Annotated in this window: 8 protein-coding genes; 4 read left to right on the top strand and 4 right to left on the bottom strand. The window is 73.3% G+C overall.

All coding sequences use genetic code 11. The annotated features are described in order from the left end of the window. Positions 1–379 precede the first annotated feature (379 nt). On the bottom strand, positions 380–928 hold the full coding sequence (locus tag AF335_RS14460; protein ID WP_102918689.1) for a MarR family winged helix-turn-helix transcriptional regulator: 549 nt from the start codon (positions 926–928) through the stop codon (positions 380–382). 146 nt (positions 929–1,074) lie between these two features. Between AF335_RS14460 and AF335_RS14455 the strand changes: the two genes are divergently transcribed. Then, positions 1,075–2,391 (top strand): MFS transporter, encoded by a 1,317-nt coding sequence (locus tag AF335_RS14455; RefSeq protein WP_102918688.1) that lies wholly within the window; start codon positions 1,075–1,077, stop codon positions 2,389–2,391. Between the two features lie 156 nt (positions 2,392–2,547). Here the strand turns inward: AF335_RS14455 and AF335_RS14450 are convergent, their stop codons facing one another. After that, entirely contained in the window at positions 2,548–4,470 is a 1,923-nt protein-coding gene (locus tag AF335_RS14450; protein WP_184743783.1) for an ATP-binding SpoIIE family protein phosphatase, read from the bottom strand. Positions 4,471–4,736: 266 nt separating this feature from the next. Beyond that, positions 4,737–6,080, bottom strand: a complete 1,344-nt coding sequence (locus AF335_RS14445) for an NAD(P)/FAD-dependent oxidoreductase (protein WP_102918687.1) — start codon at positions 6,078–6,080, stop codon at positions 4,737–4,739. 402 nt (positions 6,081–6,482) lie between these two features. Between AF335_RS14445 and AF335_RS14440 the strand changes: the two genes are divergently transcribed. Beyond that, positions 6,483–7,220, top strand: coding sequence for a TetR/AcrR family transcriptional regulator (locus AF335_RS14440; protein ID WP_102918686.1), 738 nt, complete (start codon positions 6,483–6,485; stop codon positions 7,218–7,220). A 359-nt stretch (positions 7,221–7,579) separates the two neighbouring features. Beyond that, positions 7,580–9,925 (top strand): sigma-70 family RNA polymerase sigma factor, encoded by a 2,346-nt coding sequence (locus AF335_RS14435; RefSeq protein ID WP_102918685.1) that lies wholly within the window; start codon positions 7,580–7,582, stop codon positions 9,923–9,925. Positions 9,926–10,126: 201 nt separating this feature from the next. On the opposite strand, the gene AF335_RS14430 is transcribed toward AF335_RS14435, so the two are convergent. Then, positions 10,127–12,349, bottom strand: a complete 2,223-nt coding sequence (locus AF335_RS14430; RefSeq protein ID WP_102918684.1) for an asparagine synthase-related protein — start codon at positions 12,347–12,349, stop codon at positions 10,127–10,129. A gap of 870 nt (positions 12,350–13,219) precedes the next feature. Between AF335_RS14430 and AF335_RS14425 the strand changes: the two genes are divergently transcribed. After that, positions 13,220–14,668, top strand: a complete 1,449-nt coding sequence (locus AF335_RS14425; protein WP_102918683.1) for an NsdA family TPR-like regulatory protein — start codon at positions 13,220–13,222, stop codon at positions 14,666–14,668. The last annotated feature ends 202 nt before the right edge of the window (positions 14,669–14,870 follow it).

Genomic DNA, 14,870 nt, shown 5'->3' with positions numbered 1-14,870 from the left:
GTTCTCAAGGAACGGACGCTTCCTTTGTACTCACCCTCTCGGGCTTTCCTCCGGGCGCTTCCCTTCGTTGTTTCCAACCTTACCAGATCCGTTTTCCAGTCCGTTTCCGGTCTGTTTCCCGTTTCCGGCCCCCTGTTGGAGCGGGGTTTTTCGCGCCTTCCGGCGTGATCACTACTTTAGCGGATTCCCCCCGTGACTCCTAATCGGAGTCCGTTCCGAATTTCGGACACGCCGAAATCCATCCCGTTCAAGGGCCGTGCAGTAGAGAGTGCCACCGGAAGTGGCGTGAGTGGCTGCCTTCGGACCGTCAGGCCCGGCTGGCAACCCGGAGAACACTACCCATGGGTCAAATCCATGTCAACCCATGAGATGCCCGGCCTCAGTCGAGGTCGCTGAGCCTGCCGCCGGCGTCCGGCTGGGCCTCTTCCACCCGGCGGAGCAGGCGGGTGAGCATCTCGCCCAGCCGGTGCCGCTCCTCGCCCGAGAGGTCCTGGAGCAGCTCCTCCTCGAAGACCGTGGCCATCCGCATGGCCTCCAGCCACTTCGCCCGGCCCTCCTCGGTGATGCCGACGATCACCCGGACACGGTTGCTCTCGTCCCGCTCACGGGTGACGAGGCCCTCCGCGACCATCCGGTCGATGCGGTGGGTCATCGCGGCCGGGGTGAGGCCGAGGCGCTTGGCGAGGTCGCCGGGGCCCATCCGGTACGGGTCGCCGGCCAGGACGAGCGCCTTGAGGACCTCCCACTCGGCATTGCTCATGCCGAGCTCGGCGGTCTGCCGCCCGTAGGCGACGTTCATGCGGCGGTTGAGCCTGCTGAGGGCCGAGACCACCTTCTCCACCTGGGGATCAAGGTCTTGGAACTCGCGCTGGTAAGCGGCGATCTGTTCATCGAGGCTCGGCTCGGGGGCGCCGGGTGTGTCAGCCATGGGCCGCAGTATGGCACGAGTGATTGGCGTTAAAGCCCTTTGATGTGTACTCTTTAGCTTCGAAGTTTAGAGGTGAAGTCTTCAGGGTTGGACTGTCCCTCTGCTGACGATCTTCCTTACCGATCTCTTCTACCTAAGGGGTGAGTGTGACCACCGCGATGGGCGCAGCACTGCGCCGGATCCAGCTGGGCAACGCGTTGAGCGCGTTCGGCAATGGCTTCACCGTTCCGTTCCTGTTCATCTATGTGTCTCAGGTACGGGACCTCGGCGCGAGTACGGCAGGCATCGTGCTCGCGACGTTCGCCGTGGCCGCGCTCGTCGTGCTGCCCTTCACCGGTCGGGTCATCGACCGGCGGGGTCCGCTGCCCGTCGCCATCGCGGGTACGGTCTCCGCCGCCGTGGGTTCGATGGGGCTCGGGCTCGCGGACAGCCAGTCCCTGGTGGTCGCCGCCGCGGCCGCGCTCGGTGCGGGTATCGCGGTGATCCAGCCGTCGCTGGCCACGATGATCGTGTGGTGCTCGACGCCGAGCACCCGTTCGCGTGCCTTCGCGATGCAGTTCTTCCTCAACAACCTCGGCCTCGGCGTCGGCGGTCTGCTGGGCGGGCAGCTGGTGGACACCTCGAACCCGTCGAGCTTCGTACGGCTCTTCGCGATCGAGTCGGTGATGTTCCTGGTCCTGGGTGCGGCCATCGCGACCGTGCGGCTGCCGAAGGCGCCCAAGGTCGACGACGCGATGCCGACCGACGGTGCTGCCAAGGGCGGGCTGCGGACGCTGCTCGCGGACCGGGCCATGGTGCAGCTGTGCGTGCTGGGCTTCGTGATGTTCTTCGCCTGCTACGGCCAGTTCGAGTCGGGTCTCGCGGCCTTCGCCGTCGAGGTCACCCGGATCTCGCCGGCGACGCTCGGCATCGCCCTCGCCGCGAACACGGCGGCGATCGTGCTGGCGCAGTTCGTCGTCCTGAAGCTGGTCGAGCGGCGGCGGCGCAGCCGGGTCATCGCGCTGGTCGGTGTGATCTGGACCGTGGCGTGGGTGGCCGCGGGGATCTCCGGGCTCGTGCCGGGGGCGCACGGTGTGGCCACCGCGCTGCTGATCTCGACGTACGCGCTCTTCGGCATCGGTGAGTCGATGCTGGCGCCGACGATGGCCCCCCTTGTGGCGGACCTGGCGCCGGCGCGGCTCGTTGGCCAGTACAACTCGGCCTTCGCTCTCGTGAAGCAGCTGGCGCTGGCGGTCGGCCCGGCGGTCGGCGGTCTGATGGCCGGTGGCGGCATGTACGTCGCGTACATCGTGATGCTGGTCGTCTGCTCGCTGGGCATCTCCGGGCTGGCGCTGCGGATGGGCCGTCGGCTCACCCCCGCGCAGGAGATCCCGCCGCGGGTGTCGGCGGTGCGTGCGAAGGGCGGCGCGGTCCGTGGCGGCGAGGAGGCCGGGCGGTCCGAGCGGGCGAAGGTGTCGGTCTGACCCCACGGGGTCCTGCCGGGGCGATGTCGTCAGGGCGGTCCCGCCGTGGTGAGTGCTCGTCCCTTCTTCCCCTCCCCTTCTATAGGTGTCGCACGTATATATGTGTCGTCGAACGGCTGTGGCCCGGAAACCTGGTTTCCGGGCCACAGCCGTTCGTCATGGGTGCCCGGCCGGGAGGGCGAATTCGCACCACACCGCCTTGCCGCCGCCCGGTGTGCGGCGTGAGCCCCAGGAGGAGGCGATGGTGGCGATGATCGAGATGCCGCGCCCGGCCTCGTCGGCGGGTTCGGCGCGGCGGCGGCGCGGGAGGTGGTCGTCGCCGTCCGTGACCTCGATGATCAGCCTCCGGTCGGTGCGGCGGAGGCGCAGCCGCATGGGCGGTGTCCCGTGTTGGAGGGAATTGGCCACCAGCTCGCTCGCGGCCAGGACCCCGAGATCGCGCAGCTCGGTCGGGAAGCGCCAGCTGACCAGGACGCCCGACGCGAAGGCGCGGGCGCGGGGCGCCGCCTCCACGCCGCCGAGGAGCTCCAGGGCGGCGTTGTGGAAGAGCTCGGCGTCGTGTCCGGTGCGGGCGGGGTGCTGGAGGACGAGGACGGCGACGTCGTCGTCGTGGTCGGCGGTGACGCCGAGGGCGCGGATGAGCCGGTCGCACATGACCTGGGGTGAGCCGGTGGCGCCGGCGAAGGCGCGCTCCAGGGCTTCGACGCCTTCGTAGATGTCCTCGTTGCGCCGCTCGACCAGGCCGTCGGTGTAGAGCACGGCGCTGGAGCCCGGTCCGAGGGGCACGGTGCCGGAGGTGTGGAGCCAGCCGCCGGTGCCGAGCGGGGGGCCGGTGGGTTCGGCGGCGCGGCGGACCGTGCCGTCGGGGTCGCGGACGAGGATCGGGAGGTGGCCGGCCGAGGCGTAGACCAGGCGGCCCTCGTTGGGGTCGTGGACGGCGTAGACGCAGGTGGCGATCTGGGTGGCGTCGATCTCGGAGGCGAGGCCGTCGAGAAGCTGGAGGACCTCGTGGGGTGGCAGGTCGAGGCGGGCGTACGCCCTTACGGCGGTGCGGAGCTGGCCCATGACGGCGGCCGCGCGGACCCCGCGGCCCATCACGTCGCCGATGACGAGGGCGGTGCGGCCGGCGCCGAGGGTGATGACGTCGTACCAGTCGCCGCCGACCGCGGTGTCCTTGCCGCCCGGTTGGTAGGTCGCGGCGACGCGGAGGTCGTCGGGCTGTTCGAGCTCCTGGGGGAGCAGGCTGCGCTGGAGGGTGACGGCGGCCTCGCGCTGGCGGCGCTCGCTGGCGCGCAGCCGCTCGGCGGCCTCGACCTGGTCGGTGACGTCGGCGGCGAAGAGGAGGACGCCGGGGCGGTCGGCGTCCGGGGTGCCCACGGTGATCGGGGAGCAGGTGAAGGTGTAGTAGCCGTGGCGGCCGGCGCCTGCGGGCTCGGCCGTCGCCGGGGTGTCGGCGGGGTGCGGCGCGAGCCGGGTGTCCGTCCCCCGGCCGTCCGTGGGCCCGGTGTCCGGGGTGCGGAGTTCCGCGGCGCGGGCGTCCGCGGTGACGCGGCGGGACTTGACCGTACGGGGCCGACCGCTGCGCAGGACCTGGTCCATGAGGGGGAGCAGGCCGAGTTCCGTCAGCTCGGGGAGGGCTTCGCGGGCGGGGGCGCCGGGGGCACGGGGGCCGAAGAGGGCGGCGTAGGCGTCATTGACATAGGCGAGGCGGTGGTCCGGGCCGTAGACGACGGCGACGAGGGCGGGGACCTGGCCGAGGAGGTCGTGGACGGACAGCCCGTCGAGGGTGGGGACGGCGCCTGCGAGGCCGGAAGGGGGCGGTGTGGCGGTCTCCGCGCGGGCGGCGGGCACGGAACCGCCTGCCGGGGGCGAAGGCTGTGGGGCGGGGGTGCCGCCGTCGGTCCGGCCCTTACGGCCGGTCCGGTCCTTGCGGTCCTTACGGTCGGCGCGGTCCTTACGGCCGGTCCGGTCGTCGTGGTCGGTCCGGTCGGTCCTGTCGGCGTGGTCGTTGCGGTCGGTGCGTGCTGCGGCTCGGCGCTGTGTTCCGGGGAACCGGGCGCTCCAGCGGGTGAAGTTCACAGAGGATTACCTCGCGGAGTCGTTCCGGACCAGCTCGGCGACGTGTGATGGCTGAGCCGCGCGCCCGGCACGGGGCCGCGGTTGACGGTGCGGGGGCCGGCCCCCGGGGGAATGCAGCAAACGTCCGAATCCTCGTAATTGTCACTCTTCGCAGGGACGAGCCCACCCATGGTCACACGACCAGTGTGGCCGACCGGACTGACATCCGTCAGACGTCGACCCCCGCAGGGGAGTTCCCGGCTCGCTCTCCGGGCCCACGACCTGCGTCAACTCGCTTCCGGATGACGTCCGGTGTCCGCGGCGAGTTCGAATTCGGCGCGCGGGTTCTCCAGCGAGCCGAGGGAGACGATCTCGCGTTTGAACAGCCCGGTGAGGGTCCACTCCGCGAGAACGCGCGCCTTACGGTTGAAGGTGGGGATCCGGCTGAGGTGGTAGGCACGGTGCATGAACCAGGCGGGGTAGCCCTTGAGCTTCTTGCCGTAGACGTGCGCGACGCCCTTGTGGAGGCCGAGCGAGGCGACGGAGCCGACGTACTTGTGCCGGTAGTCCTTGAGCGGCCGGTCGCGCAGGGAGGCGAGGACGTTCTCCGCGAGGACCTTGGCCTGGCGCACCGCGTGCTGGGCGTTGGGGGCGCAGAGCTTGCCCTCCTCCTCCGCGGTGAGGTCGGGCACCGCCGACGCGTCGCCGGCCGCCCAGGCGTGTTCGACGCCCTCGACGGTGAGGGCGGCCGTGCACTTGAGCCGGCCGTGTCCGTTGAGCGGCAGGTCGGTCGCGGAGAGGATCGGGTGCGCCTTGACGCCGGCGGTCCAGACGAGCGTGCGGGTGGGGAAACGCGCCCCGTCGCTGAGCACGGCCACCCGGTCGGCGCAGGAGTCCAGACGGGTGTCGAGGCGGACGTCGATGTTGCGCCCGCGCAGCTCCCGCAGGGCGTAGCGGCCCATCTCCTCGCCGACCTCGGGGAGGATGCGGCCGGATGCCTCGACGAGGATGAACCGCAGGTCGTCGGGTTCGAGGTTGTGGTAGTACCGGGCCGCGTAGCGGGCCATGTCCTCGAGCTCGGCGAGGGCTTCGACGCCGGCGTAACCGCCGCCTACGAAGACGAAGGTGAGCGCCGCGTCACGGACGTCGGGGTCCCGGGTGGAGGAGGCGATGTCCATCTGTTCGAGGACGTGGTTACGGAGCCCGATGGCCTCCTCGACGGTCTTGAAGCCGATGCCGTGCTCGGCGAGGCCGGGGACCGGGAGGGTGCGCGAGATGGATCCCGGGGCGAGGATCAGCTCGTCGTAGTGGACCTCGATGGCGCCCGTGCTGTCCTCGCGGGTGGCCAGGGTGCTGATGGTGGCGGTGCGCTTGGCGTGCTCGATCGAGGTGACCTCGCCGATGACGACCTGGCACTTGGGCAGGGTGCGGCGCAGGGGGACCACGACGTGGCGGGGGGAGATGGAGCCGGCCGCGGCTTCGGGGAGGAAGGGCTGGTAGGTCATGTACGGCTCGGGGTCGATCACGATGATGTGTGCTTCGCCTCGCCTGACCTTCCGCTGGAGGCGGAGGGCGGTGTACATCCCGACGTAGCCGCCGCCGACGATCAGAATGCGCGCCGGTTCCTTCACCAAGGCCCTCCTCGCGATGTCACCCGGCCCGAGGGGTCGTCCGGCCGGGGTGCCGGGTCGCCCCGGCGAGCACAGCTCCCTCCCATGACGCACCCCCGGCGATGGTTTGTCCACAGGCCCGGCGAAATGTATGACCGGTCATGGAGGTGATCCCTCCGCGGCCGGGGTCCTGAGGTGGGAGACAGGCACGCAGGTCAGGGTGGCTGTGGTGGGGTTGTGAGGTGGTGCAGAATCAGGTCGGAAGGGGTGCGTACTCCAATCGGGGATGGCCTGTGCGGAACTACCTCTTCTTTCTTGACCTGGGCTCAACTATGTTCGTACTCCGTCGGGGTGTCAGAGACGTGCCCCGGCAGTCAGGGCGGGGAGTCTCCGGGGGGAGACGTCATAACCGGGGGAACACATATGCATATTCAGGGCTCTCATTGGTCGACCGCTGTCGCGTCCGCTGACGCAGGCGGTGGCCGGAGCACGCCGCTGCGCGTGGACGCGCAGCGGAATCTCGAGCATGTGCTGCGGGCGGCTCGCGAGGTCTTCGGCGAGCTGGGGTACGGGGCGCCGATGGAGGACGTGGCGCGCCGGGCCCGCGTCGGGGTGGGGACGGTCTATCGCCGCTTCCCCAGCAAGGACGTGCTGGTGCGGCGGATAGCCGAGGAGGAGACCGCACGGCTGACCGAGCAGGCGCGTACGGCGCTGGGCCAGGAGGACGAGCCGTGGTCGGCGCTCTCCCGGTTCCTCCGCACGTCGGTGGCCTCGGGCGCGGGGCGGCTGCTGCCGCCGCAGGTGCTGCGGGTCGGCGTCGACGTGGAGACCGAGGAGCGGGTGGAGCCGCGGGTGCCGCAGCAGCGGCAGCCGGGCGCCACCGGTGGTCAGCTGCACGAGCTGCGGCTCGTCGAGCAGCGCCCGGCCCCGGTCGACGAGCGGGAGGACTCGGGCGCGGCGGCTCTGCTGGAGGTCGTCGGCCGGCTGGTGGACAGGGCGCGGGCGGCGGGTCAGCTGCGCGCGGACGTCACGGTCGCCGATGTCCTGCTGGTGATAGCGACGGCCGCGCCGTCGCTGCCGGACGCGGTGCAGCAGGCGGCGGCGTCCTCGCGACTGCTGGACATCCTGCTGGAGGGTCTTCGGTCGCGGCCGGTGGAGTAGGGACGCGGGCGAGCCGTGAGTGAGCCGTGGTGCGGGCCGTGCGAGCGGTCCGCACCACGGGCACCTCGCTCGGCACCTCGCTCGGCGCCCCGGTCCGGCGTCGGCCGTGGTCGGCCGGGACCGGTGGTGCGCCCGCCGTTCGCGAGTGTCCGTACTGCTCACGATCCGTCAGATGATCCGCAAGGGCGGGCCGCAGGGCGCGTTCGAGCAACTCTTCCCCTTTCGGGTGAACTCTCGTACTCCTGGTGCGTCAAGACACCACGGATGAGTGGTTGCGGCTCGTGCTGCCCTCGTGGCGGTCGTCGCTGTGCCACGCTTCCGCATGTCCAAATGTGCTGGTGTGTACAGGGGCCTCCGCTATGGGTGTTGACGGGCCGGAAGAACCGCGCGGGAGTGATGAGGAAGGCGAGTCACCGCTCCCCCGTCACCTGCCCGTGCACGACGACCTGTCCCTTCCCGCCCCCTTCCTGCCCGATCTGACCCGTGGCATCGACGCGAGCGTGCCCCGGCAGCGCCAGGGCAGACACCGCGGCACCACGGGTACGGCGGCCGGGGAGGGCGCGGCAGCGGGCCCGGGGGTCGGAGCGGACGATACGGCCGGCGACGGTCCGTCCGGCGACTCTTCAGTCGGCTCCTCCGGCGGCTTTTCCGGCAGTGTCTTCTCCGAGGCGGCAGCGGCAGCGGATTCCAGTGGGGCTTCCGGTGCGTCCTCCGGCGTAGGCGCGGGTGCCGACGCCGACGTACCGCCGTCCGACCTCGAACTCGTCTCGCGGATGCGGGGCGGCGAGAGCCTGGCGTACGAGGAGCTGTACCGCCGGCATGCCGCCGCCGTCCGCCGGTACGCCCGTAGCTGCTGCCGTGACGACCACACCGCCGAGGACCTGACCAACGAGGTCTTCGCTCGGACCCTGCAGGCGGTGCGGAGCGGCGCGGGGCCCGATTCGTCGGTGCGCGCGTATCTGCTGACCACGGTGCGACGGGTCGCGGCGGCCTGGGGGAAGACCGCCAAGCGGGAGCAGCTGGTCGAGGACTTCGCGGTCTTCGCGGCGTCGGCGGCCCGCACGTCCGCCGGGCCGGACGACGACACCCTCGACCTGGCCGCCGATGTGCTGGCCATGCGGGAGGCCGAGCAGTCGCTGGCCGTGCGGGCGTTCCGCAGCCTGCCCGAGCGCTGGCAGACGGTGCTGTGGCACACCACCGTCGAGGAGGGGTCCCCCAGCGAGGTGGCGCCGCTGCTGGGGCTGACGGCCAATGCCACGGCGGTGCTGGCGCACCGCGCGCGCGAGGGGCTGAAGCAGGCGTATCTCCAGGCGCATGTGAGCACCTCGCTGACCGCGGGCGGCAGCTGCGCGCGCTACGCGGACCGGCTGGGCGCCTTCGCCCGGGGCGGCCTGCGGGTGCGGGCCGAGCGCGGTCTGCGCAAGCACCTGGAGGACTGCGCGCGCTGTCGTACGGCGGCGCTGGAGGTCGCGGACGTCAATGAGCGGCTGCGCGCGCTGCTGCCGGTCGCGGTCATCGGCTGGTTCGCCGCCGGTTTCTCCGTCAAGGCGGTGGCGGGGCTGGCCACCGGCGCGGCGGGGGCCGGTACGGCGGCTTTCGGGGCGGGTGCGGCGGCGGCCGCGAGCGGGGCCGCCGGGGCCGGAAGCGCCGGAGGGGCGGGTGCGAGCGGTGGTTCGGGGGGTGCGGCGGCGGGCGAGGGCCTGGGGGCGCCCGCGAAGATCGGCATCGCGGCGGGGGCGGTCGTCGCGGCCGGTGCCGTGGCCGCGTACGCCCTGATGGGGAACTCCCCCGCGCCGCCCGAGAAACCGCGGGCCAAGGCGCCCGCCGCGCCGGTCGTGCCCACGCCGTCGAGGAAGCCGTCACCGACGCCGCCCCCTTCGCCCGCTCCCTCGCGCACCCCGAGCCCGGCCCAGAGCCCGAAGCCGAGCCCGACGCCGTCCGTGAGCAGCAAACCACCGGAGCCGCGTCACGCGGCCGCGCCGACGCCCCGGCCCTCGCCGGCCGCGCCCCGGCCTCCGGCGGGTCCGAAACCCACGCCGCCCCGGCCGCCGACGCCCAAGCCGCCTCCGAAGCCCGCCCCGCCGCCCGCCACCGTCTACCCGCTCAACGAACTGGACTACGCGGGCCCCGGCGGCGGCACCGGCCCCGAGATCCGGCCGGGCGTGAGCAGCTGGCTCTGGCAGCGGTACGGGCTGCGGATCGGCGGTGTGACGTACCGCGACGGCGTGAGCGTGAGCGCCATGTCGTCCGTGACCATCGAACTCAACCGCTCCTGCACGTCCTACGACGCCTTGGCGGGCGTCGACGACATGACGTTCGGCTTCGGCTCGGCCCGGTTCTCCGTCTACGGCGACGGCACGCGCCTGTGGCGCTCGGAGGTCGTACGGGGTGGCGAGGGGGCGGTTCCCGTGCACGTGCCGCTGTCGGGGCGCCGGACGATCCGGCTGGTCGTCGAGCCCGGCTCCGCCTGGGAGACGGTGACGGTCGCCGACTGGGCGGCGGCACGGATCAGCTGCGGCGGAAGGACGGGCCTGTCGAGGCCCGTCTTCCCCGCGGTCTCTCCCGTCCCGCGAGCGCCACGCATGGGCCCGGATCCGCGAGGGCCGGTGCGCGACGTGGACCTGTTCGCCTCTCCGTCCCCGGACGACTGGTCATGGCGCGAGGCCCTCTGGCGTCCCGAACCGGGGCGCGAGCCGGGGGTGTAGGCCGGAGCGTACGCCGGGGGCACGGGCCGGGCACGCAAGCCGGAGCGTGCGCCCGGGCGCACGCTGGGCCCGGCCGACCGGACGGCGCGGGCCCCGAGCCGGACCCCGCGGGCCGGACCACCGGGCCGTACCCCAGGCCGGGCCATCAGGTCAGACCCCAGGCCGGGCCACCGGGCCGGACCCCCGGCCGGGCCGCCGAGGTCACGGACCGTACCGCGGCCCCACCCCGCCCGCCACCGCCCGCTGCCGTGGCGCCGCCGCGCCCGTCCAGCAGGTGCCGCGCCGGGCGAGCAGCCGCCGTAGCCACACCTCCGTGGAGACCAGCTCCGCCAGGCCGTCCAACGGCAGGGCCCGGCCGTCCGCCGCCGCGTTCAGGGCGGCCCGTACGACTCTGGCGTCGACGAGTCCCGCGTCGGCCAGCAGCGGGGCGTCGAAGAGCTCCAGCAGCGGCTTCACGGAGGCCCTGATGCCCGCGCGCACGGCGGCGGCGTGGGCGGCGTGCGACGTGGCGCCCCAGCCGGGCGGCAGTTCAGGTACCCCGGCCCCCGCGAGGACCGCGCGTAGAACCGACGCGCGCGCCCCCGGCTGCACCCGGAGCGCCTCGGGAAGAGCGCGGCAGGCCCGTACGACCTGGTTGTCGAGGAAGGGGGCGTGCAGGCGCTGGCTGCGCACCTCGGCGGCCTGTTCGAAGACCCGGTGGTCGGCCGCGTGCCGGGCGAGCGCGGCGGCGGCGCGGCGCTCCCCGGGGCGCTGGAGGAGTCCCGACGGCCGGACGGCGGCGGCATGGAGGCGAACCGATACTTCGGCCAGTGCCTCACCGGTGAGCCAGCGGGCCGCGGGGCCCGGCCGGCACCAGGCCAGGGCCGCGAGCGAGGCGTCCACGGCACCGCCCGGCCGCACCGCTCCCGAGGGCGGTCCGGAGCCGGTCCCTGCTCCCCGTACGGCGGGCCCGTCCGGGCCCGGCATCTCGTCCGCGACGGCCGGGAAGCCCGGCGCCAGCAGCTGGCCCGCCACCGCCTCCAGCCCCTCCCGGAAGGACGTACGGGCCAGTCGGCGCGCCGCGCGGTAGACGGTGAACGGCACGAAGAGGGACTGCGCCGAGGGCCCTTCGGCGCGGGCCAGGGCCGAGACGGGCCGCAGCATATGGCGTCTGCGGCGGTCCAGCAGCAGGTCGGCGAGGCGCGCCGGGTGGGCGTCCAGCACCTGGCGGGCCCCGTGCCCCACGAGGTGGTCGGCGCTGCCCGCGGCCAGGCGTCTGCGGTGGCGTTCGGCGGTGACGAGGGAGGGGCCCGGTTCGTCGGTCAGCGGCCCGCTCGACAGGTCGGCGTACGGGAGGGCCTCCTCACCGGCCGCGACGACGACGTGGTGCAGGCGGGGGTTGGCGGCCATGGCGCGGGCCCGTTCGAGCTCGGCCTCCCGCGCGCGGCCGCCGTCGGCCACCAGGTCGTTGAAGGTGACGGCGAGGAGGCGCTCGCCGGCGCCGGTGCCGTGGCCGAGCGGGGTGCCGGGCAGGCCCGGGAGGCCGGCCGCGAGCAGCGCCAGGGTGGCGGAGGCACTGCCTCCGGAGAGGTCGGCGCCGATGCCGGGCGCGGGTGCGCCGCCGCGCGCCGCGCGCCGCTGCGCGGGGCCCATGCCGGGGACGGGGCCGGGGTCGCGGCCGCCTGCGCCCGTGGCCTCCGGGGCGTGGCGGGGGGCGGCGAGGCGGGTCCGTACGGCTTCGACGAGGGCGTCCCGTATGCCCGCGACGGCCTGTTCGGGGGCGAGCTGGGGGCCCGCGACGGCGAGGGAGGCCGTCGGCTCGTACCCGGTGATGTCGCGGGCGCCGTCGCGCAACACCAGCGCGTGGCCGGGCGGTACGCGCCGTACGCCCAGGTAGGGCGTGCCGTCGCTCAGGGCTTCCGGGGAGTCGGGGCAGGCGAGCAGGGCGGCGAGGTGGCCGACGTCGAGCTGGGCCTCGATGAGGTCGGCGAGGGGCAGGGCGGCGGTGGCGTAGGCGGTGCCGCCGGCCCAGGCGGTGTGGAAGACGGGGCGGGCGCCGGCGAGGTCGCCCGCGACGGTGATGCGGCGCCCCACCTGGGCGACGGCGGTGTAGCCACCGGGCCAGGCGGTGAGGTGGCGGAGCGCGCCGCCGCGCGCCGCGATCAGCCCGACCCGCAGCTCCTCGTCGCTGACGCCGCAGCGGCCGAGGACCGCGAGGCGGGTGAAGGGGTCGGCCTGGACGACGCGCACCTCGTCGGGGCGCCAGTCGCCGACGGCCCACAGGGGCGCCGGGTCGCCCCAGAGGAGCTGGGCGCCGACGGGGTGGACGGTGGGGCCGTCGAGGCCGGCCGAGGTGCCGGGGTGCCCGGGACCGTCACCGTAAGGGGGCGCGGCTCGGGGTCCGGTCCCTGAGGCGGTGCTGCTCCACCCCACCAACCAGCGCATCGCCGCCTCCACAGGCTGTGGACAAACAACAGGTGCAGTCATCATGCACAGTGGACCGGTGTTTGCGGTGGCGAAAGCGGCGACACTTCTGTTTCATTTTCCCCTCAACTCGCTTGGTCTCGTGTCGAGGTGACACTTCCCGGATGTCGCCGCATTACTGCCGTCCGGCGAGGCCCGGGTCGAACGAGGGTGTTCCGTAAGGCTGTTGAAGGCCCACCGCGTGCCGCCGGGACGGCCGCGCCCACTGCAGGGGACATGCTGTCACGAGCGGGGCCGCGGGGGCCTGAGGCTGCGGGCGCGTCGTGCCACGGACGACGGGGCGAGCTGGGCGAGCGGTCGCGGCGAGGCCGCCGGTCGAGGGCTGTGCGCGGGGGTGGTGCGGGGCTGCGCACAGGGTGGACAGTCGGCCGGTGCGACCGCTTCCGGGCTTGCCTTACGGCGAGTTCAGGCCAAACTCAAGGAAGAACGATGGCCGGGGGCGCACTCACGGGACGCTTCTTTCCGCCTCGCCCGAAGTGTGGTGGTACGAGCCCGGCACGCGACGGTCCGGGAGGCGGACGACCGCCTCCCGGACCACTCCGCCGCCCGCGGGGAATGAGGCGGCGGCTCCCCCAGCCCACTGGATCCAGTACAGCGGGCCAACCCACGCACCTTCTATGGAACCGCGCTTCCTATGGCGTGGACAGAGCGCACGATGGGCGCACAGCCCCACACAACCGGAGCACGTGCCCCTCCGTGCACGTCCGCACGGACCAGAATCTCGCCATCCGGGACAACACCTCTTAACGGTCGGGATCCGGGGAACTACGCTGGGTTTACGAATGCCCCGCGCCTATGCCGGGCGGGCGTCGCCGTTGTCGAGGGGTGCGCATGTCCAGGGAGCCACGCGGGCCGAACGAGAAGCTCGGCACCGTCCTCGTCCTCGCCGGGATCAGCAACGCCGGTCTCGCGCGCAGGGTCAACGACCTCGGTGCGCAGCGGGGATTGACACTTCGCTACGACAAGACGTCGGTGGCCCGCTGGGTCTCCAAGGGCATGGTGCCCCAGGGCGCGGCCCCCCATCTGATCGCCGCCGCCATCGCCGGCAAGCTCGGCCGGCCGGTGCCGCTGCACGAGATCGGTCTCGCGGACGCGGATCCGGCGCCCGAGGTGGGGCTCGCCTTCCCGCGCGATGTCGGCCAGGCGGTGCGGTCCGCGACGGAGCTGTACAGGCTGGATCTCGCCGGTCGCCGGGGCGGCGGGGGCATCTGGCAGAGCCTGGCCGGATCCTTCTCCGTCAGCGCCTACGCGACGCCCGCCTCCCGCTGGCTGATAACCCCGGCCGACAGCTCGGTCGCCCGGGAGGCCCATCAGGCGGCCAAGGAGGCCGAGGTCGGCGGCGGTTCGGAAGGCGGGGCCCCGCAGCGGGTGGGCCACAGCGACGTGACGAAGCTGCGCGAGGCGGCGGAGGACGCCCGGCGGTGGGACTCCAAGTACGGTGGCGGCGACTGGCGTTCGTCGATGGTCCCCGAGTGCCTGCGCGTCGACGCGGCGCCGCTGCTCCTCGGTTCGTACAGCGACGAGGTGGGCCGGGCGCTGTTCGGCGCCACCGCCGAGCTGACCCGGCTGGCCGGCTGGATGGCCTTCGACACCGGCCAGCAGGAGGCCGCACAGCGGTACTACATCCAGGCGCTGCGGCTCGCCCGCGCGGCGGCCGACGTGCCGCTGGGCGGCTATGTGCTGGCCTCGATGAGCCTCCAGGCCACCTACCGCGGCTTCGCCGACGAGGGCGTCGACCTGGCGCAGGCCGCCCTGGAGCGTAACCGCGGCCTGGCGACGGCCCGCACGATGAGCTTCTTCCGGCTGGTCGAGGCGCGGGCCCAGGCCAAGGCGGGGGACGCGCCGGCCTGCGGTACGGCGCTGAAGGCGGCCGAGGGGTGGCTGGAGCGCGCGCGGGCGGGCGACCCGGACCCGTCCTGGCTGGACTTCTACAGCCAGGAGCGGTTCGCGGCCGACGCCGCCGAGTGCTACCGCGACCTGCGCATGCCGAGGCAGGTGCAGCGCTTCACCGAGCAGGCGCTGGCCCGGCCGACGGAGGAGTTCGTCCGCTCGCACGGGCTGCGGCTGGTGGTGTCGGCGGTCGCCGAGCTGGAATCGGGCAATCTGGACGCGGCGTGCGCGGCCGGGACGCGGGCCGTGGAGGTCGCGGGGCGGATCTCGTCGGCGCGCACGACCGAGTACGTCCGGGATCTGCTGCACCGGCTGGAGCCGTACGGGGACGAGCCGCGGGTGGTGGAGCTGAGGGAGCGGGCGAGGCCGCTGCTGGTGACGTCGGGGTGAGAGCCCGCGCGCCGTCCTCTCCTTTTCTTTCCTTACGTGTCTCCCCTCCCTCCTCCCTCCTCCTGCATCCCTTCCTCCCCTCCTGAGGCCAGCTCCCGAGGTCAGCTTCCTTCCCCTTCCGCCTTCCTGTGTGATCCTTTCGGCGGGATCCTGGGCCTGACCTGGGTTTCGAGCAGTTGTCAGTGGCGCAGGTCATGATGGG

Origin of the sequence: Streptomyces eurocidicus (assembly GCF_002891295.1) — a bacterium.
GTDB classification, from domain to species: domain Bacteria; phylum Actinomycetota; class Actinomycetes; order Streptomycetales; family Streptomycetaceae; genus Streptomyces; species Streptomyces eurocidicus.
The sequence above is the reverse complement of the archived record's forward strand: the minus strand, read 5'-3'. Positions and strand labels throughout refer to the sequence as shown.